Annotated in this window: 20 protein-coding genes; 8 read left to right on the top strand and 12 right to left on the bottom strand. The window is 73.3% G+C overall.

The window, feature by feature from the left end; translation table 11 throughout:
* Nucleotides 1-32: 32 nt before the first annotated feature.
* A complete protein-coding gene (locus tag ABZ815_RS22730; RefSeq protein ID WP_357700922.1) occupies nt 33-812 on the top strand; it encodes a putative hydro-lyase in 780 nt (259 codons plus the stop codon).
* Here ABZ815_RS22730 and ABZ815_RS22725 read toward each other — a convergent pair.
* On the bottom strand, nt 721-2994 hold the full coding sequence (locus tag ABZ815_RS22725; RefSeq protein ID WP_357700920.1) for an excinuclease ABC subunit UvrA: 2274 nt from the start codon (nt 2992-2994) through the stop codon (nt 721-723). The genes ABZ815_RS22730 and ABZ815_RS22725 overlap by 92 nt on opposite strands.
* Before the next feature lie 52 nt (nt 2995-3046).
* On the opposite strand from ABZ815_RS22725, the gene ABZ815_RS22720 reads away from it, so the two are divergent.
* Nucleotides 3047-3667, top strand: a complete 621-nt coding sequence (locus tag ABZ815_RS22720; protein ID WP_357700918.1) for a TetR/AcrR family transcriptional regulator — start codon at nt 3047-3049, stop codon at nt 3665-3667.
* On the opposite strand, the gene ABZ815_RS22715 is transcribed toward ABZ815_RS22720, so the two are convergent.
* A complete protein-coding gene (locus ABZ815_RS22715; RefSeq protein WP_357700916.1) occupies nt 3609-4205 on the bottom strand; it encodes an AAA family ATPase in 597 nt (198 codons plus the stop codon). The genes ABZ815_RS22720 and ABZ815_RS22715 overlap by 59 nt on opposite strands.
* 85 nt (nt 4206-4290) lie before the next feature.
* Here ABZ815_RS22715 and secY point away from each other — a divergent pair, with 85 nt between their 5' ends.
* The gene (gene secY / locus ABZ815_RS22710; RefSeq protein WP_357700914.1) at nt 4291-5580 is read left to right on the top strand and encodes a preprotein translocase subunit SecY; all 1290 of its coding nucleotides are present in this window, start codon (nt 4291-4293) and stop codon (nt 5578-5580) included.
* A 23-nt stretch (nt 5581-5603) separates the two neighbouring features.
* Here the strand turns inward: secY and ABZ815_RS22705 are convergent, their stop codons facing one another.
* From ABZ815_RS22705 to ABZ815_RS22695, 3 genes are all read right to left on the bottom strand, one after another.
* Entirely contained in the window at nt 5604-6293 is a 690-nt protein-coding gene (locus tag ABZ815_RS22705; protein WP_357700912.1) for a response regulator transcription factor, read from the bottom strand.
* Nucleotides 6294-6391: 98 nt separating this feature from the next.
* A complete protein-coding gene (locus ABZ815_RS22700; RefSeq protein ID WP_357700910.1) occupies nt 6392-7504 on the bottom strand; it encodes a histidine kinase in 1113 nt (370 codons plus the stop codon).
* A 107-nt stretch (nt 7505-7611) separates the two neighbouring features.
* Nucleotides 7612-8517: an aryldialkylphosphatase gene (locus tag ABZ815_RS22695; protein WP_357700908.1), complete on the bottom strand. Its 906-nt coding sequence runs from the start codon at nt 8515-8517 to the stop codon at nt 7612-7614.
* Nucleotides 8518-8665: 148 nt separating this feature from the next.
* Between ABZ815_RS22695 and ABZ815_RS22690 the strand changes: the two genes are divergently transcribed.
* Nucleotides 8666-9121 carry a TIGR02611 family protein gene (locus ABZ815_RS22690; protein WP_357700906.1) on the top strand — a complete coding sequence of 152 codons (456 nt, stop codon included), beginning with the start codon at nt 8666-8668 and terminating at the stop codon, nt 9119-9121.
* A gap of 73 nt (nt 9122-9194) precedes the next feature.
* Nucleotides 9195-10124 carry a hypothetical protein gene (locus ABZ815_RS22685; RefSeq protein WP_357700904.1) on the top strand — a complete coding sequence of 310 codons (930 nt, stop codon included), beginning with the start codon at nt 9195-9197 and terminating at the stop codon, nt 10122-10124.
* Here ABZ815_RS22685 and ABZ815_RS22680 read toward each other — a convergent pair.
* The gene (locus tag ABZ815_RS22680) at nt 10119-10439 is read right to left on the bottom strand and encodes a co-chaperone GroES (protein ID WP_357700902.1); all 321 of its coding nucleotides are present in this window, start codon (nt 10437-10439) and stop codon (nt 10119-10121) included. The two genes, ABZ815_RS22685 and ABZ815_RS22680, sit on opposite strands and share 6 nt — an antisense overlap.
* Nucleotides 10440-10525: 86 nt before the next feature.
* Nucleotides 10526-11452: an endonuclease/exonuclease/phosphatase family protein gene (locus ABZ815_RS22675; RefSeq protein ID WP_357700900.1), complete on the bottom strand. Its 927-nt coding sequence runs from the start codon at nt 11450-11452 to the stop codon at nt 10526-10528.
* 55 nt (nt 11453-11507) lie between these two features.
* Between ABZ815_RS22675 and ABZ815_RS22670 the strand changes: the two genes are divergently transcribed.
* Nucleotides 11508-12761, top strand: a complete 1254-nt coding sequence (locus ABZ815_RS22670; protein ID WP_357700898.1) for an ArgE/DapE family deacylase — start codon at nt 11508-11510, stop codon at nt 12759-12761.
* 19 nt (nt 12762-12780) lie between these two features.
* On the opposite strand, the gene ABZ815_RS22665 is transcribed toward ABZ815_RS22670, so the two are convergent.
* A complete protein-coding gene (locus ABZ815_RS22665; protein ID WP_357700896.1) occupies nt 12781-13098 on the bottom strand; it encodes a rhodanese-like domain-containing protein in 318 nt (105 codons plus the stop codon).
* A gap of 37 nt (nt 13099-13135) precedes the next feature.
* Here ABZ815_RS22665 and ABZ815_RS22660 point away from each other — a divergent pair, with 37 nt between their 5' ends.
* Entirely contained in the window at nt 13136-13774 is a 639-nt protein-coding gene (locus tag ABZ815_RS22660) for a helix-turn-helix domain-containing protein (protein ID WP_357700894.1), read from the top strand.
* Here the strand turns inward: ABZ815_RS22660 and ABZ815_RS22655 are convergent.
* The 3 genes from ABZ815_RS22655 to ABZ815_RS22645 are packed head-to-tail and all read right to left on the bottom strand — an operon-like array spanning nt 13771 to nt 16657.
* Nucleotides 13771-14580 carry an ABC transporter ATP-binding protein gene (locus ABZ815_RS22655; RefSeq protein ID WP_357700892.1) on the bottom strand — a complete coding sequence of 270 codons (810 nt, stop codon included), beginning with the start codon at nt 14578-14580 and terminating at the stop codon, nt 13771-13773. The genes ABZ815_RS22660 and ABZ815_RS22655 overlap by 4 nt on opposite strands.
* Nucleotides 14580-15587 (bottom strand): iron chelate uptake ABC transporter family permease subunit, encoded by a 1008-nt coding sequence (locus ABZ815_RS22650; protein WP_357700890.1) that lies wholly within the window; start codon nt 15585-15587, stop codon nt 14580-14582. Before ABZ815_RS22650 ends, ABZ815_RS22655 begins: the two co-directional genes overlap by 1 nt.
* Nucleotides 15584-16657, bottom strand: coding sequence for an iron chelate uptake ABC transporter family permease subunit (locus tag ABZ815_RS22645; protein ID WP_357700888.1), 1074 nt, complete (start codon nt 16655-16657; stop codon nt 15584-15586). Before ABZ815_RS22645 ends, ABZ815_RS22650 begins: the two co-directional genes overlap by 4 nt.
* Nucleotides 16658-16742: 85 nt before the next feature.
* Here ABZ815_RS22645 and ABZ815_RS22640 point away from each other — a divergent pair, with 85 nt between their 5' ends.
* Entirely contained in the window at nt 16743-17759 is a 1017-nt protein-coding gene (locus ABZ815_RS22640; RefSeq protein WP_357700886.1) for an ABC transporter substrate-binding protein, read from the top strand.
* On the opposite strand, the gene ABZ815_RS22635 is transcribed toward ABZ815_RS22640, so the two are convergent.
* On the bottom strand, nt 17753-20170 hold the full coding sequence (locus ABZ815_RS22635; RefSeq protein ID WP_357700885.1) for a helicase-associated domain-containing protein: 2418 nt from the start codon (nt 20168-20170) through the stop codon (nt 17753-17755). The two genes, ABZ815_RS22640 and ABZ815_RS22635, sit on opposite strands and share 7 nt — an antisense overlap.
* Between the last annotated feature and the right edge of the window lie 66 nt (nt 20171-20236).

Here is a 20236-nt window from a genome sequence, read left to right as displayed (position 1 = left end):
ACCGCGTGCACCGGCCGCCATAGTGTCGAAGGGTGGACGTCGCCACCTTGAGCCCCGCACAGGCGCGGGCGCGCTTCCGCGCCGGTGAACGGGTGCCCACGGCGGGCTGGTGCCGCGGCTGGACGCAGGCCAACTTGATCGCCGTGCCCGCCCGGCTGCGGTACGAGCTGCTGCTGTTCGCCCACCGCAACCCCAAGGCCTGCCCCGTCCTGGACGTGGGCGAGCCGGGCGCCTGGTCGACCACCCTGTTCCGCGGCGACCTGCGGACCGACCTGCCCGGCTACCGCCTCTACCTGGGCGGCGAGCCGGTGGCCGACCTGGACGAGGTGACCGGCCGGTGGCGGGCGGACCTCGTGCCGTTCCTCATCGGCTGCAGCTTCACCTTCGAGGGGGCGCTGCTGGCCGCCGGGGTCCCGGTACGGCACCTGGAACAGGGCCGGAACGTGCCGATGTACCGCACGAACGTGCCGTGCGAGTCCACCGCCACGCTGTCGGGCCCGCTCGTCGTCTCGATGCGGCCGGTCCCGGAGGAGCTGGTGGAGACCGCTGTCGAGGTGACCGGCAGGTATCCGCGGGTGCACGGCTCGCCGGTGCACGTCGGCGACCCGGCCGCGATCGGCGTCCTCGACCTGGACCGGCCCGACTTCGGGGACCCGGTGGAGGTGCGGCCCGGCGAGGTGCCGCTGTTCTGGGCCTGCGGGGTGACGCCGCAGGCGGCGGTCATGGCGAGCGGCGTGGAGTACGCGATCGGCCACCTGCCGGGCCATATGGCCGTGCTGGACGCCCGGGATGACGACTATCGAGTGACTTGATCAGATATTTCGCGGTATAGGTGGATGCTTCGGTCAGTTCGGCCGGAGTGCCCTCGAAGATCACCTCGCCGCCGTGCCGGCCCGCCTCGGGGCCGAGGTCGATGACCCAGTCGGCGTGCTTGACCACGTCGAGGTCGTGCTCGACGACGACGACCGTGTCGCCCTCGTCCACCAGCCGGTCGAGCAGGGCCAGCAGCGTGTCGACGTCGGCCATGTGCAGCCCGGTCGTCGGCTCGTCGAAGACGTACACCTGGCCGCGCTCGCGCATCCGGTGCGCCAGCTTCAGCCGCTGCCGCTCCCCGCCGGACAGCGTGCTGAGCGGCTGCCCGAGCGTCAGGTAGCCGAGCCCCAGCGCGCCGAGCCCGCCGATGCCGGGCAGGTCGAACAGCCCCGTGGCCTCCTCGGCCGTCATCGCCAGCACCTCCGCGATCGTGCGGCCCGCCACCGTGTACGACAGCGCCTCCTCGCTGTACCGGCTGCCCCCGCAGGCGTCGCACGCGCGGGTCACCGGGTCCATGAACGCCAGGTCCGTCCGGATCTCGCCGCGGCCCTTGCACACCGGGCACGCGCCGGCCGAGTTGAAGCTGAACAGCCCCGGCCGCACCCCGTTGGCGTCGGCGAACAGCTTGCGCAGGGGGTCCATGGCCTCCAGGTACGTCGCCGGCGTCGAGCGCGGCGACCCGCCGATGGCCGACTGGTCGATGAGCACCACGTGCGGATGGCGGGCGACCAGCTCCCGGCGCATCAGCGTGCTCTTGCCCGACCCCGCCACGCCGGTGACCGCGGTGAGCACGCCGAGCGGCACGCGTACGGTGACGTCCTTGAGGTTGTGGGCGTTCGCGCCCTCGACGGTCAGCCAGCCGGACGGCGCGCGGACGGCGTCCTTGAGCCCTGTGACGCGCCGCATCATGCGGCCGGTCAGCGTGTCACCGGACGCCAGCCCGGCCACCGTGCCCTCGAACACGACCCGGCCGCCCCGCGTGCCCGCGCCCGGCCCCATGTCCACCACGTGGTCGGCCAGCTCGATCAGGTCGCGGTCGTGCTCGACGACCAGCACCGTGTTGCCCTTGTCGCGCAGCTCCACCAGCAGGTCGCCGAGCAGGTGGACGTCACGCGGGTGCAGCCCCACGCTGGGCTCGTCGAAGATGTACGTCATGCCGGTGAGGCTGCTGCCCAGGTTCCGCACGGTCTTGAGCCGCTGCGCCTCGCCGCCCGACAACGTCGGCGTCTCCCGGTCGAGGCTGAGGTAGCCGAGCCCGATGGCGTCGATCCTGCGCAACGACTCCACCGCCGCCTCCGCCACCGGGTCGTCCAGGCCCTCCAGCACGCCGATGAGGTCGGTGACCTCCATCGCGCAGTGGTCGGCGATGGACAGCCCGCCGATGAGCGAGGCCAGCGCGGCCGCGTTGAGCCGCCGGCCGCCGCACTCCGGGCACGTGCCCTGGCGCACGTACGGCGCCGCGGCCTTGTCGAGCCGGTCGAGGTCGCGCTTGAGGTGGACGCGCTCGAACCGGGTGACCAGGCCCTCGTAGGTGTTGGTGTACTCGCCCCGGTTGACCTTGAAGCCGCCGCCGTACAGCAGCAGGTCGCGCTCCTCGGGCGTGAAGGCGCGCACCGGCTTGTCGGGGTCGAACAGCCCGGACCTGGCGTAGAGCTGCCACACGTACGACCCGGGCGGGGCCATCCGGATCGCGCCCTCGTTCAGCGACAGCTCCTCGTCGAGCAGCCTGCCGAGGTCGGCCTCCACCTTCTTCCCCAGGCCGTCGCAGACCGGGCACATGCCCTGCGGGTCGTTGAACGAGTACGCCGTCGCGGGCCCGGCCGACGGCTCGCCGCGCCGCGAGAACAGCACCCGCAGGATCGCGTGCACCTCGGTCATCGTGCCCACGGTCGAGCGCGCGCCGCCGCCGACCGGCCGCTGGTCCACGATCACGGCCGCGGTCAGGCCGGACATGCGCTCGGCGCGCGGGCGCTCGTGCTTGGGCAGCCGGTTCCTGACGAACGCGCTGAAGGTCTCGTTGAGCTGCCGCTGCGACTCCGTGGCGACGGTGCCGAACACGATCGAGGACTTGCCCGACCCCGACACACCGGTGAACACGGTCAGCCGCTCCTTGGGCAGCCGCAGCGTGACGTCCTTCAGGTTGTTCTGCCGCAGGCCGATCAGCTCGATGTCGCGCGACACGTGCCACACCTCCCATAGCTTTGGCTACTACCTATAGCTTAAGCTAATACACGTGGCTGACATTCCCGACCGGCGAGCGCGACGGCGAGCCGAGACACAGGCCGAGATCCTCGCCATCGCGCTCGACGTGATGGCGGAGGAGGGCGTCGCCGGGCTGAGCCTGGCGACCGTGGCCAGGCGGCTCGGCATCCAGCCGCCCTCGCTGTACAAGTACTTCCCGTCCCGGCACGCGGTCTACGACGCCCTGTTCAGGCGCGGGCAGGAGGGCTACCTGGAGGCCGTGCGGCGGGGGGCCGAGCCGCACGAGCCGGGGCTGGCGGCCATGGGCCCGTCCCTGGAGGCCGGGGCGCGGTGGATCATGGAGAACCAGGTGCTGGCCCAGCTGATGTTCTGGCGGCCGGTGCCGGGGTTCGCGCCCTCGCCCGAGGCGTACGCGCCCGCGCTGGCCGTCCACGAGCACTTCGCCGTCCTGATCAGGGCCGCCGTCGAGCGCGGTGAGCTGCGTGCCGACGCCGCGGGTGAGGACGGGCTCGCCCTGGCCGCGAGCCTGATCGCCGGGCTCGTCTCCCAGCAGCTCAGCAACGAGCCCGGCGCCTCCTACGAGGAGGGGCGGTTCACCCGGCTCGTCCCCCGGCTGCCGGCGGTGTTCGCGGCGGTATACCCGCCGCCGTGAGCTGGTCGCCGACCGATGGCGCGCCCGGCCGGTTGTCGATCTCCAGGTGCGGCACGACGGGCGGCTCGTCCACGCGGACGTTCCGCAGGTAGTCGGCGAAGGCGGCCAGTTTGCCGGCGTCCCTGCCCAGGCCGCGCGCCTCCAGCCGGGCACGCAGCGTCGGCCCGTCCGAACGCACCCACAGCAGGCGTACGGGCGGCCCGCCCAGCTCCCCGGCCCACCGCGTCCAGCGCGCCGCGTCGTGCACCTGCGTGGTGAACGGGCCGTCGAGCAGCACCGGGCAGCCGTGGCCGCGGATCTGCGCGGCGAGCCTGGTCAGGCCCTCGTACTCATGGCGTTTGACGTGCCGGTCGTACCAGGGGCCCTCGCGCTCGCCCTGGTCGCGGCCGTGCGCCCGCAGGACCTCCGCGACGAGCCCGCCGTAGACGGTGTCCTTGTCGAGCAGCGCGGGCACTGGCGACAGGCGGGCCAGCAGCTCGGCCGCCACCGTGGACTTGCCCGCCCCCGGCGGCCCGCTGATCACCCACACGGTCGTCATGCGATCAACCTACGCGGATCTGCGTACACGGGTGCCTCGCCTGGACGGACGACGTCCGGCGCGCCCGCCGACAGACTTCCTGCTCATGCTGACCGTCTTCGCCAGAGCGTTCCGGGTGCCGGAACTGCGCAGGAAACTGCTGTTCACCCTGGGACTGATCGTGCTGTTCCGCCTCGGCCAGATCATGCCCGCCCCCGGCGTGGACGTCGTGGCCGTACGGCAGTGCGTGGGCTCGGCGAGCGGCGGCGTCTTCGACATGATGCAGATGCTCAGCGGCGGCGCGATGCTCCAGCTCTCGGTGTTCGCGCTGGGCGTCATGCCCTACATCACGGCCAGCATCATCATGCAGCTGTTCGCCGTCGTGGTGCCGCGCCTGGACGCGCTCAGGAAGGAGGGCTCCAACGGGCAGGCCCGGATCACCCAGTACACCCGATACATGACCGTCGGCCTCGCCGTGCTGAACGCCACCACCATCGTCGCCATGGCCCGCTCGGGGAACCTGCTGCCCGGCTGCGCCCGTCCGCTGCTGCGCGACCAGGGGCTCTTCGCGGTGTCGGTGATCGTGACGACGATGGTCGCGGGCACCTGCGTGGTGATGTGGATGGGCGAGCTGATCACCGACCGGGGGATCGGGAACGGCATGTCGATCCTGATGTTCACGCAGGTCGTGGCGGTGTTCCCGGGGTACATGGCGAAGATCTTCGTGCTCACGCCGTTCGGGTTCGGGGTGATGCTGGCGGCCGGGCTGTGCCTGGTGGCGGCGGTGGTGTTCGTCGAGCAGGCACAGCGGCGGGTGCCCGTCCAGTACGCCAAGCGCATGGTGGGGCGGCGCATGTACGGGGGGAGCAGCACGTACATCCCGCTCAAGGTCAACCAGGCGGGGATCGTACCGGTGATCTTCACCTCGTCGCTGCTCTACGTGCCGACGCTGGCCGCGCCGCTGCTCGGCGCGGAGGCGGGCGCGTGGGTCTCGCGCAACCTGACCGCCGGCACCCATCCGCTCTACATGACCGTGTACGTGCTGCTGATCGTCTCCTTCGCCTACTTCTACGTCTCGATCACCTTCAATCCCGTCGAGGTGGCCGACAACATGCGGCGGTTCGGGGGGTTCGTGCCGGGGATCCGGCCGGGCGTGCCGACGGCCCGCTACCTGGCGTACGTGCTGTCGCGGCTGACCGCGCCCGGAGCCGTCTACCTCGGCGTGCTGGCGCTGCTGCCGCTGGTGGCGTTCGCGATCCTGCGCGACCCCGGCACCCAGCAGAACTTCCCGTTCGGCGGGACGAGCGTGCTCATCATGGTCGGCGTGGGGCTGGACACGGTCAAGCAGATCGAGGCCCAGCTCCAGCAGCGCAACTACGAGGGCTTCCTCAGGTAGCCCCCGGCCCTGCCCGATGCCGCTCAGGTCGGCAGTGCGAGGCCGGCCCGCATGGCGAACACCACGAGCTGGGCCCGGTCGCGGGCGCGCAGCTTGACCATGGCCCGGCTGACGTGGGTGCGCACGGTGTCGGGGCTGATCACCAGCTCCCCGGCGATCTCGTCGTTGGACCGGCCCGTCGCCACCCACGCCACCAGCTCGCGCTCGCGCGGGGTGAGCGTGTCCAGGCCCTCGACGGGCTCGGCGCCGCTGCGGCCGAACAGGCCGATGACCTTCCTGGTGATGGACGGCGACAGCAGCGCCTCACCCGCGGCCACCACCCGCACGGCGTTGACCAGCTCGTCGGGCGCGCTGTCCTTGAGCAGGAAACCGCTCGCCCCGGCCTGGAGGGCGGCGAAGACGTACTCGTCGACGGCGAACGTGGTCACCACCACGATCCGGGTGCCGCCCAGCGTGGGGTCGGCGGCCACGGCGCGCAGCGTGGCCAGGCCGTCGGTGCCGGGCATGCGGATGTCGAGCAGCAGCACGTCGGGACGGGTGCGGCGGATCAGGTCGAGTGCCGCCGCGCCGTCGGCCGCCTCGCCCACGCACTCCATGCCGGGCTCCCGCTCCAGCAGCGCCCGCAACCCCATCCGCACCACGGCCTGATCATCCGCAACCGCCACCCTGATCACCGGCTCCCCGGAAGTGGGGTGGTGTGCGTCCCTGATCACGGGCTCTCCGGAAGCGGGTCGTGGGGCGTTCGTGATCACCGGCTGCCCGGAGGCGGGGTCGGGGGTGTCCGGGGCCGGGCCGTGGGGGGTGTGGGTGGTCATGCCGTGGGCCGGGGGAAGCGGGCGGTCACCTGGAAGCCGCCGCCCTCGCGGGGCCCGGCGGTGAACCGGCCGCCCGCCTCGGTGACGTGGGCGCGCATCCCGGCCAGCCCGCGGCCCTCGTCCGCGCCGTTCCAGCCCGCGCCGCGGTCGGCGACCTCCAGCACGAACGCGCGGTGGTCGTGCGCCAGACGCACCGACGCCCTGGTCGGCCCGGCGTGCCGGAGCACGTTGGTGAGGGACTCGCGGACCACCCGGTAGACGGCGCCCTTGAGGTGAGCGGGCACGGCGGGGTCGGCCGGCTCGACGTCGACGGGCAGCCCGGCGGCCCGTACGCCCGCGATGAGGCCGGGCAGGTCGGCGGCCGGCGGGTCGATGCCGTCGAGCGCGGCGCGCAGGTGGGCGAGGGCGGTGGTGCTGGTCTCCCTGATCGCCCGGAGCGAGGCCCGCGCCTGCTCGGGGTCGTCGTCGAGGGCGACGAGCGCGAGCCCGGCCTGCATGGCGATGGCGGCCAGCCCGTGACCGGCGGCGTCGTGCACCTCCCCGGCGATCCGCGCCCGCTCGGCCGCCACGACCCCCACCCCACCGGGCACGGCGTCGGACGCGCCGGGGCCGGCGGTCGTGCGGCCCGGAAGCAGGCACGCGCCCGCCACGAAGGCGTCGCCGTCCGCGACGGCCTGGCCGGGACGGACGGTGGCCGCGGGATGGGGTACGGCAGGTGCCGGAATCCCCCACGCCGCACCCGGCCGGGGCCCACGAACCGGAGCCGCACCACCGGCCACCGTGTACGGCGGCGCCCCGTCCTCCGGGGTGAGCGTGTACGGCGGCGCGGTGTCGAGGGCGTATGGCGGTGCCGCGGCCTCGAAGGCGAGGGTGTGCGGTGGTGGGGCGGTGTCGGCGGTGTGGGCCGAGGGCGGGGGTTCGGTGTCGGCCGCGGCGGCCGCCGCGGCCGCTCTGGCCTGGGCGAGACCGCTGAACGACCACGGGACGGCCAGCCACCCGGCCCAGGCCAGCATGACCACGACCGGGATGTCACCCACCCGGTTCAGGCGCGACAGCGCGGCGAACGACCCGCGCAGGCGCCCGCCGCGTTGCGTGTGCTCGCTCACCATCCCCCACCCGGCCAGGCTCGTGTCGTCCCGATCCTAGCGAGTTCCTAGCGGCACGGTTCGATCGCGGGCCCGTCCGGCCGCCCCGGGACGATCTTGCCGGGAGGGCGTCAGCGCATCCCGTCGGTCAGCCAGCGCAGGGGGTTGTCGCGGGTGATCAGGCGGATGACGTCCTCGGCGGTGCCGGCCTCGCGCAGGCGGGGGAGCACGCTGTGGAACAGGTGGGCGTAGCCGCAGCCGCCGTAGCGCTGGACCTGGGCCACGCGGCTCAGTCCGGTGCTGAGCAGCAGGCGGTCGGCGTGGCCGTCCTCGATGAGGCCGAGCGCGATCCTGGCCGCCTGGTCGGGGCCGAGCGCCACGGCGCTGAGACTGACGTACGCGCCCGCCTCGGCGATCTTGCGGGCGCCGCCCAGGTCGCCGGAGTAGCCGACGGTCACGCGGGAGCCGGGCAGGTTCTCGCCGAGCAGGATCTCCAGCAGCGCCAGGGCGTTCTGGCCGTGGGTGGCGACGGGCAGGCGCGACTGCCGGGAGGCGCGGGCGGCGGCGCGCAGGCAGCGCTCCTCCCACGCGGTGGGCTCGGCGCCCCAGCTGCCGACCTCGCCGATCACGCCGGGGAAGACGCCTGTGCCGTCCACGCCGCTGGAGATCTCGGTCATCAGGCGCCGGGTGAGCTGCTCGACGTCCTCGTCGCCGACGCCGGTGAACGGCTGGGCGAAGAAGCCGGTCGAGGCGATCACCGGCACCCGGCTGCCCGCCGCGATGCGGGCCAGGGCGGCGGCGTCGCGGCCCATGCCGAGACAGGTCAGGTCGACGACCAGGTTGAGCTCGTCGGACTGGCGGAGCTCACGGAGCTCCGCGGTGACAGTGGTCTCCTCGTCGAGCCAGCGGTGCGGGTCGGAGTCGATGCCGACCGCCCAGCGCATGTCGTTGCGCAGATGCTCGTGGGGGAGTACGGCTCCGTTCACGGCGGCCGCGCGAATGGGGCCGGTGACGGTGCGAAGGATGACCTCGGGCATAGCAGACATTAACCGATAGTTACCGAATCCTGTGCCCCACGTCCGGAAATTTTACCCTTAGTCCCGTTTGGTGAGCTGCTAGTGGTCTGCAAGTGTTCCTGCCGGTGTGGGCCTTATCCTGAAGGGAAGCCGACGACACGGGGGAGACGTGCCGATCCAGAACTCCGAGACGGGCGACGCCGACGTGATGAAGGACGAGGCCGCCGAACGTTCCGCCATGCCCGGCCGCCGTACCGGCCTGAAGGGCTGGCTCGACGGCGTCAGGTCCACCCGCGCGGGCGCGCTCACGTTGAAGATCGTGGTGGGCGCCATCGGCGCGGTGATGGTGGTCGGCGGCCTGATCATGGTGCCGTTCCCCGGGCCGGGCTGGCTCGTGGTGTTCGCCGGGCTGGCGGTGCTGGCCACCGAGTTCCACTGGGCCCACCGGGTGCTGGAGTTCGGCAAGCAGACCCTGCACGCCTGGACGCAGTGGTACAAGCGGCAGGGCTGGACGGCGCGCATCCTCGTGCTGCTGGTGACCGTGGCCGCCGCCGGGGTGATCGTCTACTTCGGCATGCTGACGCTCGGCATCGACCTGCTGGAAATCGCCCAGCGCTTCGTCTGATCCGGCGAAGGGCTTTCAGACCGGGTCGTTATCGTTCCCGGAATCGCGGCCTTTCCCTGCCTATTCTGCGGGCGTGATCGCTCACCTCGCCGTCGCCTTGTCGCTGACGTTCCTCGCTCCGGCCGCCGCCAGGGCCGACCTGGAATTGCCGGGAACCGGTGGAATGAAATATCAGGAAAAGTCGGGCGATCCCGTACGGCTCAGCGCGTACGGCCTCGGCACCGCCGGCACCTACCTCCGCGCCGCCACCGGCGACGCCTTCACCCGGCAGAAGAGCCTGTCGGAGGTGTCGGTCTCGCCCGACGGACGCCTGACGGCCGGGGTGCCGTCGTCGTACCGGGCGGGCTTCGACTCCGTGGTCGTCACCGACCGGACCACGGGCAAGACCGCCACGATCCGTACCGTCAAGAAGCCCATGACGGCCTCCTACGCCTCCTGGTCCAGGGACGGCAGGAAGGTCGCGCTCACCGTCGAGCAGAAGGTGAGCGGGACGTGGCGGGTGCTCGGCTTCACGGTCGTGGACGTGCGCGCGGGCACCGCGAGCACCGTCCGGGTCGCCGGGCTCGCCCGGCGGGCCGGCTTCTGGTGGAGCCCCGACGGCAACCTCGTCAGCATGTACGGCACCGGCCTGCGCGTCTACCGCCCCGCCGACGGCACGGTGCTGCGCACGTACGCGGACGTGGGCCTGCCGACCGGCCCCGAGGACTCCTACGCGCCCTCGGGCAAGCGCCTGACGACCTGGTGCCCGTCGCGCTTCAAGGAGCAGGTCTGCCTGGTCGACCTCGCCACCGGCACGATCGCCCAGCGCGTGGCCGTCAAGCCGGAGGCCCTGTTCGGCTGGTGGGACGACAGCCACCTGATCGCCGTCACGAAGGCCGGGAACGGCCGCCGCCTGTCGGTGCTCGACCTGACCGGCCGCACGACGCGCGTGCTCGCGGACGTGCCCGCCGCCACCTGGGCCGCCGAGCTGTGGGTCAGCTTCGCCAGGACCCGCGTGTCATAGGTAGAGGCCCGTGCCGTGGTCGGTCTCCTGGGTGGCCACCGCGTGCAGGTCGCGCTCGCGCATGACCAGGTAGACCCGCGCGTGCACCTCGACCTCGAACTGGTCCTCCGGGTTGAACAGCACCTTGTCGCCCACCTTGACCGCGCGCACGTTCGTGCCGACGCCGCAGACCTCGCCCCACGACAGCCGGTTGGCCATCTTGACCGTCGCGGGGATGACGATGCCGGAGCCGCTGCGCCGCTCCTCGGCCTCCTGCTCCAGCCGGATCATCACGCGGTCGTGCAGCATCTGAATCTCGAACTTGGGCGCTTCCACGGGTCACAGTTTACGAGCCGCCGCGCCCCCGCCGGTCCGCGATCGTCCCAGGTCCCGCCGGACGCCGGTCAGGGCCCGGTGGTGGGTCAGGGCAGCCGGAGCTCGGCGTACACCGGGCGGTGGTCGCTGCCGATCGGCCCGAGCACCCGGAAGTCCCGCACCGCCATGCGGCCGTCGGCCAGCACGTGGTCGATCGCCACGCCGGGCACCGGACCCCATCCGCCCCACGTCGGCGACAGGCCCCGGCCCATGGCGGCGGCCGCGTCCCGGTAGCCCGCGGCCAGCAGTTCGCGGACCGGGCGGTGGTCGAGCGTGGCGTTGAAGTCGCCGGCCAGCACGCGCAGCCGTCCGCCGCCGCGCGGCAGCCGTTCCAGCCCCGCCAGCCAGCACGGCTGCCGGCCCATCCGTTTGGGCGCGCAGGGATGCACCGAGACGATCTCCAGCCGGGCCCCGCCGGGGTGCGTCAGCACGGCCGTGGCCTGCCCGAACCCGCCCAGCTTGATCAGCTCGCCGGCCGCGAGGGGATGGCGGGCGTACACGGCCGAGCCGCCCACGCCCTCGGTGGCCCGCGTCACCGCGTACGGCAGCGGTTCGCGCACTCCCGCCGCCTCCAGCCGCCGCTCGGCCGCAGGCGTGAACTCCTGCAACGTGAGCACGTCCGGGCGCAGCGATCTGACCAGCCGGGCCAGCTCGGCCGCGTCGGCCGTGCCCACCAGCAGGTTGGCGGCCAGCACGCGCAGCGTCGCGCCGCCCGCGGCGGCCCCAGCGGGCTCAGGGAGGGCGCGCGGCAGCACCGCGACGCCGAGCGCCAGCACCGTGACCAGCGCGACCGCCCCCGCGGCCCACCGCCGCAGCAGCCCGGCGAGTGCCAGGCTCAGCACCGCGCCCGCCGCCGCGTGCGGCGTGAACGCCACCATCGGCACCCACGGCCAGTCCGGCTCGAACCCGCTCACCCGCACCGCCGCCCACACGGCGAACGGCGTCACCGCGATCCAGCTCATCCAGGTACGCACGCCCTGTATCACCACATGTCCTGCAAGGAGTTCACGGCGTGAGAAAGTGTGCTCCATGCGCGACGTGGAAGCCAGGGTCCTCAACGCCATCGACGAGACGGAGACGGTCGGCCTGCTGGCCGAGACCGTGCGGGTCCCCAGCGTGACGGGCACCGACGCCGAGTCCGACCTCCAGCACCGCTTCGCCCGCCTGCTCACCGAGGCCGGCCTGGACGTGGACGTCTGGAAACTCGACCTCGCCGGTCTCACCGCCCAACCGGGCTTCCCCGGCACCGAGGCCCCCAGGCGGGAGGGCTACGGCGTCGCCGCCGTGACCGAGGGGGAGGGCGTGCCCGCGCTCGCCCTCCAGGGCCACGTGGACGTCGTCCCCACGGGCGACCTGGCCAAGTGGGAGGGCAGCGACCCGTTCGCCGCCCGGATCACCGGCGACGTGCTGCACGGCAGGGGCGCCTGCGACATGAAGGCCGGCCTGGTGGCCAACCTGGCCGTCGTACGGGCGCTGAAGCGGGCGGGCGTGCGCCTGGCCAGGCCGCTCGCCGTGCACTGCGTGATCAGCGAGGAGGACGGCGGTCTCGGCGCGTTCGCCACCCTGGCCCGGGGGCACACGGCGGAGGCCGCGGTGATCACCGAGCCCACCAGCGGCGCGGTCATCACCGCCAACGCCGGCGCGCTGACCTTCCGCCTGGAGCTCGCCGGCCGGGCCGCGCACGGCGCCACCAGGTACGAGGGCGTCAACGCGATCGAGGTCTTCTGGCCGGTGTTCGAGGCGATCAGGCGCCTGGAGGCCGAGCGCAACCGGGACGTCCCGGAGATCTTCGGCGGCAACCCGATGCCGTACCCGATCGAGGTCGGCACCGTGCGTGCGGGCGACTGGGCGAGCACCGTGCCCGACCTGCTGGTCGCCGAGGGACGCCTCGGCGTGCGGCTGGAGGAGGACCCGGCCGCGGCGCGGGCGGCCTTCGAGGAGGCCGTCGCCTCGGCCGCCCACCCGTGGCTGCGGGACAACCCGCCCGCGGTGACCTGGCCGGGCGGCCAGTTCGCCAGCGGCCGGCTGCCCGCCGGGCACGAGCTGCTCGGCGAGGTGAACCGGGCCGTCTCCGACGTCGCGGGCCGCCGTCCGGCCGAGGCCGCCGCGCCGTACGGGAGCGATCTGCGCCTGTACGTGGCCGGCGGCGTCCCGACCCTGCACTACGGCCCCGGCGACGTCCGGTTCGCGCACGCGCCCAGGGAGCAGGTCGAACTGGCCGAGCTGCGCGAGGTCACCCGCGCGCTGGCGCTGCTCGCGGTCCGCCGCTGCGGCGTCCTGTGAGCAGTTCCCGGTACGACGGTCACAGGGACGACTCGACCGGCAGGCCGGCCCCGACCCAGTCCTCGATGCCCTCGACGTACCGGCGGACGTCGGTGTAGCCGAGCGCGGTCAGCCGGTTGGCCACGGCCTTGCTGTTGCCGCAGGCCGGGTTGGAGCAGTAGGTGACGATGGGGGCCTCCTTGTCGGGCAGCAACTCGGCGGCGCGCTCGGCGACCTCGCTCTCGACCAGCGCGACGGCCCCCGGCAGGTGCTGCTGGGCGTAGTAGGAGCCGCCGAGCGTGTCGAGCACGGTCACGCTGCCCAGACGGGCGTGCAGTTCCTCGCGGGTGATGGTCATTGTGGCCTCCAAGAGAAATGGACTAAAGTCCGGATGTGTGGATGGCCAGAAAGTTAACGGACCGCAGTCCGGTTCGTCAAGCGAGCCGCTGGAGCTGCTGACCGGCAAACCGGTCAAGGAACGCGCGGACGCGGCGCGCAACAGGGAGAAGGTGCTGGCCGCCGCCGCGCGGCTGTTCGCCGAGAAGGGCGTGGAGGCCGTGTCGATGGACGCGGTCGCCGCCGAGGCGGGCGTCGGCAAGGGCACGCTGTTCCGCAGGTTCGGCGACAAGTCGGGGCTGGCGGTGGCGCTGCTGGACGCCCGCGAACGCGACCTGCAGCAGCGCGTGCTGTCCGGGCCGCCGCCCGTCGGCCCCGGCGCGCCCGCCGCCGAGCGCCTGACCGCCTTCACGGCCGCCTACCTCGACTACCTCTACGCCCACCTCGACCTGGTACGCATGTCCGAGACGGCCAGCCCCGGCGCCCGCTACCGCATCGGCGCCTACCGCTTCTGGCATCGTCATTGTGCGATCCTGCTGGCCGAGGCCCGTCCGGGCGCCGACGCCGACGTGCTCGCCCACACCCTGCTGGCCGCGATGGGCGCGGAGGCGGCCGGGGTGCTGCGCGAGGAGTACGGCCGCGAGCGCGCCGTCGCGGGTGTCACCGCCCTGGCCGACGCCCTCGCGCGGCCGGTCTAGCCCAGCGCGGGGGCGGTCACGCGCCGCCGCGCCTCGGGGACGATCATCGGCGTCCCCGTCTGCGGGTCCTGGATGATCTCGCACCGCAGGTCGAACACCCGGCGGACCAGCTCGGACGTGACGATCTCGGCCGGCACGCCCTCGGCCACGACCTCGCCGGCCCGCATGACGATCAGGTGGGTGGCGTACCGGCACGCCTGGTTGAGGTCGTGCAGCACGGCCACCATGGTCCGGCCGGCCTCGTGCAGGTCGGCGCAGAGGTCGAGCACCTCGATCTGGTGGGAGATGTCCAGGAACGTGGTGGGCTCGTCCAGCAGCAGGATCGGCGTCTCCTGGGCCAGTGCCATGGCCAGCCACACCCGCTGCCGCTGCCCGCCGGACAGCTCGTCCACGATCCGGTCGGCCAGCTCGGCGACGTCGGTCGCGCGCATGGCCTCGGTCACGGCCGCCTCGTCGGCCCGCGACCACTGCCGCATGAGCCGCTGGTGCGGGTACCGCCCGCGGGCCACCAGGTCGGCCACGCTGATCCCGTCGGGCACGATCGAGCTCTGCGGCAGCAGGCCCAGCCGCCGCGCCACCTCCTTCGACGGCAGCGAGGTGATCACGCTCCCGTCGAGGTGCACGGCGCCCTTCCTGGGCCTGAGCATCCTGGCCAGCGCGCGCAGCAGGGTGGACTTGCCGCACGCGTTCGGGCCGATGATCACCGTGAAGGACTCGTCCGGGATCGCCACGCTGAGGTCGGTGGCCACGACGCGCTGGTCGTAGGCGAGGGTGAGGTCGGTGCCCGAGAGGCGAGGGGCGTCCATCAGTGGCGGTCCTTCCGCAGGAGCAGGGCGAGATACGTGCCGCCGACCGCGGCGGTGACCACCCCGACCGGGAGCTGGGCCGGGGCGAGCAGCCGCTGGGCGACCAGGTCGGAGGCGGTCAGCAGCACGGCCCCCATGAGCGCCGACGTGCCCATGGTGACCCCGGGGGAGCGGGTCAGGCGGCGGGCGATCTGCGGCGCGGCCAGCGCGACGAAGACGACGGGCCCGGCCGCCGCGGTGGCCACGCCGGTCAGCAGCACCCCGGCGGTGACGGCCACGGCCCGTACGGCCTCGACCTTGACGCCCATGGCCTTGGCCGCGTCGTCGCCCATCTCGATCATCCGCATCGGCCGCGCCACCAGCGCGCACACCGGCAGCAGGACGGCCAGCGCCACCGCGACCGGGATCGCGTGGTCCCAGCCGCGCCCGCTGAGGCTGCCGGTCAGCCACGCGCCCGCGGTGGCCGCGTCGTTGATGTTGGCCCTGGTCAGCAGGTAGTTGTTGACCGCCAGCAGCAGCGTGTTGGCGCCGATGCCGACCAGCACCAGCCGGTAGCCCTGCACCCCGCGCCGGAACGCCAGCGCGTAGACCAGGACGGCGGTGACCACGCACCCGGCCAGCGCGCCGCCCGCGATCGTCATGGCCGACCCGCCCGCGACGACGGCGACGATGCCGCCCGTCGAGGCGCCGGCGCTGAAACCGATGAAGTCGGGGCTGCCCAGCGGGTTCTTGGTCAGGCTCTGGAAGATCGCGCCGCCCGCCCCGAACGCCGCCCCGACCAGCAGCCCGGTGACCACGCGCGGGGCCCGCAGCTTACTCACGATCAGCTCGGCGACCGGCGTGCCCTGGCCGAACAGGGCGTCCAGGACATCGGGCACGGAGACGGTGAACTCGCCGGTCGCGATCGCCGCCACGGCCACCCCGCAGCCGATCGCCACGAGGGCGGCGCAGACGAGCAGGGACCGGGGCGCGAGCCGTACGGACCACGGGCCGACTCGTACGGTCACAGCGCCGTCACCCGCCTGCGCCTGGCCAGCAGGATGAAGATCGGCGCGCCGATCACCGCCCACACGATGCCCACCTGCACCTCTCCCGGACGCGCGATCAGCCGTCCGACGACGTCGGCGCCCAGCAGCAGCACCGGCGCGGCCAGCGCCGAGTACGGCAGCACCCACCGCTGGTCGCCGCCCACCAGCGCGCGCACGGCGTGCGGCACGACCAGCCCGACGAACCACAGCGGCCCGGCGGCGGCGGTCGCGGCCCCGCACAGCAGCGTGACGGCCACGCCGGTGAGCACCCGCGTCCTGCCGACGGCGACGCCCAGCGAGCGCCCGGCGTCGTCGCCGAGCGAGAGCATGTTGAGCGGCCTGGCCAGCGTCAGCCCGAGCGCCAGCCCCGCGACCATGAACGGCGCCAGCCGCACCAGCGTGTCCGCGCTCTGCCCGGCCAGCGAGCCGGTCAGCCAGAACCGCATGCGGTCGAAGGTCTGCGCGTCCATGCGCAGGATCGCCGAGGCCACCGCCGTGAACACCATGCCGAGCGCGACGCCGGCCAGCGCCAGGCGTACCGGGCCGGCACCGGAGCGGCCGGCCGAGGCCAGCGCGTAGACGACGACGGAGGCCACCGCGGCACCGCCGAAGGCGAACCAGACGTAGACGGCGGGGTCGGACAGGCCGAACAGGCCGAGCGCGAGCGTGACGCCGAGCGCGGCGCCCTCGTTGATGCCGAGCAGCCCGGGGTCGGCCAGCGGGTTGCGGGTCAGGCTCTGGATGAGCGCCCCCGCCAGGCCCAGCGTCGCGCCGACGCCGATGCCAAGGAGCGTTCGGGGGATGCGCAGCTCGCGGATGACGACGTGGTCGCTGGAGCCGTCCGGGGCGAACAGCGCGTCGATCACCGTCGAGAGCGGCATCGACCGTGCCCCGAGCGCCACGCTCGCCGCGGCCACCAGTGCCAGCACCCCCGCGGTCACGACCAGGCCGGTCACCAGCACGGTGGCGGGCCGGCGGGGTCGCGGGCCCTCCACGGTCGCGGCCGGTCGCCCGGTGGCGGGCTCAGCGGTGTCCTCTGCCGGGCGCACCCGACCCCCTCTCGTCGCGGTCAAACTTAGGTAAGGCTAATCTAATGCCTCGGCATGAAGGCAAGCCTAACCTTAGGAGATGGACATGTCGGGACCGGTACTCGCGCGCAGGGGCTTCCTGGCCGCCACGGTAGGGCTCGCGGCGGCCCTGACACTGTCGGCCTGCGGCGGCACCGAGGCGGCGGGCGGCGGCGCGTCCGCGTCGGCCGCGCCCTCCGGCACGGCCGCGCGGAGCTGGACGTTCACCGACGACCGTGACAAGAAGCTGGACCTGCCCGAGCGCCCCTCCCGGGTGGTGGCCCAGGTGGGCGCGGCCGCCGCGCTGTGGGACTTCGGCGTGCGCCCGGTCGCCGTCTTCGGCCCGCACAAGCTGGCCGACGGATCGAGCGACCCGCAGGTCGGCAACGTCGACATCACCAAGGTCGAGGGCCTGGGCAACGTCTGGGACGAGTTCAACGTCGAGAAGTACATCTCCGTCCAGCCCGACCTGCTGGTCAGCAGCATGTACGTCAAGGGCACCCTCTGGTACGTGCCGGAGAAGTCGAAGGAGACCATCGAGCAGGTCGCCCCCACCGCCGGCGTCATGCTCACCGGCCGCAGCGCCACCCAGGTGATCGGCAAGTACGAGGAGCTGGCCAGGTCGCTGGGCGCAGACCTCCAGGGCGTGCCCGAGGCCAAGGCCCGCATGGAGGCCGCGACCAGGGAACTGGCCGCCTTCAAGGACCTCAAGATCCTCATGATGTCCGGCGGCGCCGACGCCATGTGGGTGGTCAACCCGCCCGAGTACCCCGACATCGTGCATCTCACCGAGAACGGCCTGAACGTCGTCAAGCCCTCGAAGGTCGACGACGGCGGCTTCTTCCAGACCCTGAGCTGGGAGAACGCCGACACCTACGACGCCGACGTGATCCTCTACGACACCCGCACCCAGTCGCTCAAGCCCGAGGAGATGCTGAAGAAGCCCACCTTCGCCAAGCTCCCGGCGGTCAAGGCCGGCCAGTACTACCCGTGGCGCGCCGAGGCGCCCTTCAGCTACCAGGGCTACGCGGCGTTCCTGGAGGAGCTGGTGTCGAACCTGAAGAAGGCCGAGAAGCTTCAGTAGGCTCCGCGCACCTCGACGATCTCGGCGAGGGGGAACTCCAGGTAGTCGCCCGCCTCCTCGCACCAGGCGTCGAGCGTCCCGGCGCGCAGCTCGCCGTGGCTGATGGTGGCCGTCAGACCGTCGGTCAGCGTGATGCCCGCCCGGACCCCGCGGTCGACGACGAAGCCGAGCAGCGACTGCTGGGCGGTCGGCAGCCTGTTGGCCATCCGGCCGATGACCGCCCAGGTGCGGCCGTGCTTGTCGGAGTCCTCCCGGCCGGCCGCGACCAGGCGGCGGGCGTGCTCGTGCGGGTCGGGGGCCGGCTCGGCGATCACGTACGTCGGCTGCGCGCCGGAGCCGGCCGCGAACTCCGACAGCTCGGCCACCTGCCCGCCGGGCAGCAGGATCAGCTTGCCGTTGTGCGGCTCCTCGGCCCTGGCCCGGTGGATGGTGATCTCGCCGGTGTCGGAGACGGGCACGGGGGAGTAGCCGTTCTCGCGCAGGGCGGCCAGCGTGCGGTCGGCCGGGGCGGCGCTGATCAGCACCGTGGGGGCCAGCAGCCGCAGCCCCAGCCGGGCCAGCCGCCGGTGCCCGGCGATCTCGGCGAGCAGCCCGGTGTCGCCGGCCTGCACGACGCAGCCGACCGTGGAGACCGTCACCTCGCCGTGCCGGCGCGCGGTGTCGCGCACCAGGTACTCAAGGGGCTGCGGGATCGTGCCGACCGCGGCCAGCTCGTCGAGCAGCTCGTCGGCGTCGTAGCCGTGGTCGAGCGCGCCGCGCACGCTCTCGGTGGTGAAGCGCCACACCGAGGCCGCGCCGCGCGACTCGCGCTCGGCCACCCGGTCGAGCAGCGCCGCCAGCTCGGCCGACGGCGGCCCGGTCACCACCGCGGTGAGGTCGGGGCCGAACAGCGCGCTCCTGCGCACGCTGGCCAGCGCCCTGGTGGACGCCTCGGCCAGCACGGGATCGTGCTCGACCTGCGGGACGGCGTCGTCGTTCTCGTCGCCGGGGTCCGCGGTCAGCCCGGCCAGGGCGCGGCCGAGGTCGGTGAGCGCGCCGTTGGCCAGCAGGCCGAGCAGCGTGGCCTCGTCGAGGACGGCCGGCGCGCACTCGGCCAGCAGCGCCTGGTCGAGCAGCGGGGCGTGCCAGTGGACGTTGCGCACGAGGCTGTCACGGTCGGCGAAGGCGGTGCCTGCGGGCAGGTGGGCCAGCGCCGCCAGCACGGCCCTGCGCACCCTGGCCACCGCGCTGCCCGAGGGGTCGTCGCCGAGCACGGTGGCGTACTTGCCGTCGACCTTGCGCAGGGACGACCGTTCCATCCGCCACCATGCCGACAGCAGCACGCGCAGCCGGGCCGAGCCCTCGTCGAGGCGCCAGCGGTCGAACCGGTCGGTGGGGATCATGCCGCCTGACTGCTCGTCCCAGGCCAGCAGCCTGGCCACCGCGCAGACCTCCAGCAGCAGGCGGGTCTCGTCCTCGTCGCAGCCGGTCTCCTTGGCCACCCTGCGCACCTCGCGCACGCCCACGCCGCCGGTCTTGAGCAGCGGCAGCGGGTTCTTGGAGGTGTTGTCCAGCAGGGCCGCGCACCGCTCCACCACGTGCGGCGCGGCCAGCGTCATCAGGTGGTCGACCTCCTCGGGGTCGACCGGGATCGAGGCCACCTCGGGAGCCTCGGGCTGGAACGGCGGGTGGTAGCCGGGGCCGCGCACGCACAGCGCCACCTCGCGGGGGATCTCGGCGACGTGCCAGCTCGGGCGGAACAGCAGGCCGTGGTCGGCGCACCACTTCTCCGGCGTGCCGGGGACGACGAACCGGCCGCCGTCGACGTCGCGGGCGGGGCCGTCCCAGGCCAGGCGGCCGAGCAGGGCGAGCGTGCCGTCGGGGGCGGTGGCCGCCAGCCGGTCGAGGCGGCCGGGGTCGGACAGCAGCTCGATGACGCGGGCGATCGTGCGCCGCTTGTTGCCTTGGGCGGGCAGGCCGAGCACGCGGGCCAGGGCGCGCAGGGCGTCGTTGCTGATCGTCCAGGAGTTGAGGTAGTGCTCCAGCGGCTCGCCCAGGCCGAGCGGCGCCGCCCACCAGCGCGCGACGCCCTCGGCCAGATGGATCACGCCGTCGGGGTCGGGCCAGGCCAGCGCGTGGTCATGCAGATGGTCGAGCCAGGGGGTCACGGTCTCACCCGGGACGCCGAGGAAGGCGGCCAGCCCCTCGGGCGTCGGCCGGCTCATGGTCAGGCCCGCCTCGGCCAGTTGCAGGGCGGGCAGCGGCAGCCCCCGCATGGCCTCCATGACGGCGAAGCCGTTGCCCAGGCGCTGGGCCAGCGTGTCGAGCCGGCGGGGCCAGGGCGGCGCGATGGCGTCGGGCCTGTTGGCCAGGATGCGGGCAAGCCTGTTTTCGTCTAGTGTTCGCAGCCAGCCGAGCAGGTGATCTTCCATCTGTCAGCACTCTCATGGGGTCGCGTGGGACTCACCGTGAGCCATGACCATCCACGGTAGTGCAGA

Source organism: Nonomuraea sp. NPDC047529, assembly GCF_040642995.1.
Lineage (GTDB): Bacteria > Actinomycetota > Actinomycetes > Streptosporangiales > Streptosporangiaceae > Nonomuraea.
This window is presented reverse-complemented; position numbering and strand designations above follow the sequence as displayed.

Coding starts and splice junctions, on each gene's coding strand:
- ABZ815_RS22715 (WP_357700916.1), bottom strand. CDS start 4,205: ATGACGACCGTGTGGGTGATCAGCGGGCCGCCGGGGGCGGGCAAGTCC.
- secY (WP_357700914.1), top strand. CDS start 4,291: ATGCTGACCGTCTTCGCCAGAGCGTTCCGGGTGCCGGAACTGCGCAGG.
- ABZ815_RS22700 (WP_357700910.1), bottom strand. CDS start 7,504: ATGGTGAGCGAGCACACGCAACGCGGCGGGCGCCTGCGCGGGTCGTTC.
- ABZ815_RS22695 (WP_357700908.1), bottom strand. CDS start 8,517: ATGCCCGAGGTCATCCTTCGCACCGTCACCGGCCCCATTCGCGCGGCC.
- ABZ815_RS22670 (WP_357700898.1), top strand. CDS start 11,508: ATGCGCGACGTGGAAGCCAGGGTCCTCAACGCCATCGACGAGACGGAG.
- ABZ815_RS22665 (WP_357700896.1), bottom strand. CDS start 13,098: ATGACCATCACCCGCGAGGAACTGCACGCCCGTCTGGGCAGCGTGACC.
- ABZ815_RS22655 (WP_357700892.1), bottom strand. CDS start 14,580: ATGGACGCCCCTCGCCTCTCGGGCACCGACCTCACCCTCGCCTACGAC.
- ABZ815_RS22640 (WP_357700886.1), top strand. CDS start 16,743: ATGTCGGGACCGGTACTCGCGCGCAGGGGCTTCCTGGCCGCCACGGTA.
- ABZ815_RS22635 (WP_357700885.1), bottom strand. CDS start 20,170: ATGGAAGATCACCTGCTCGGCTGGCTGCGAACACTAGACGAAAACAGG.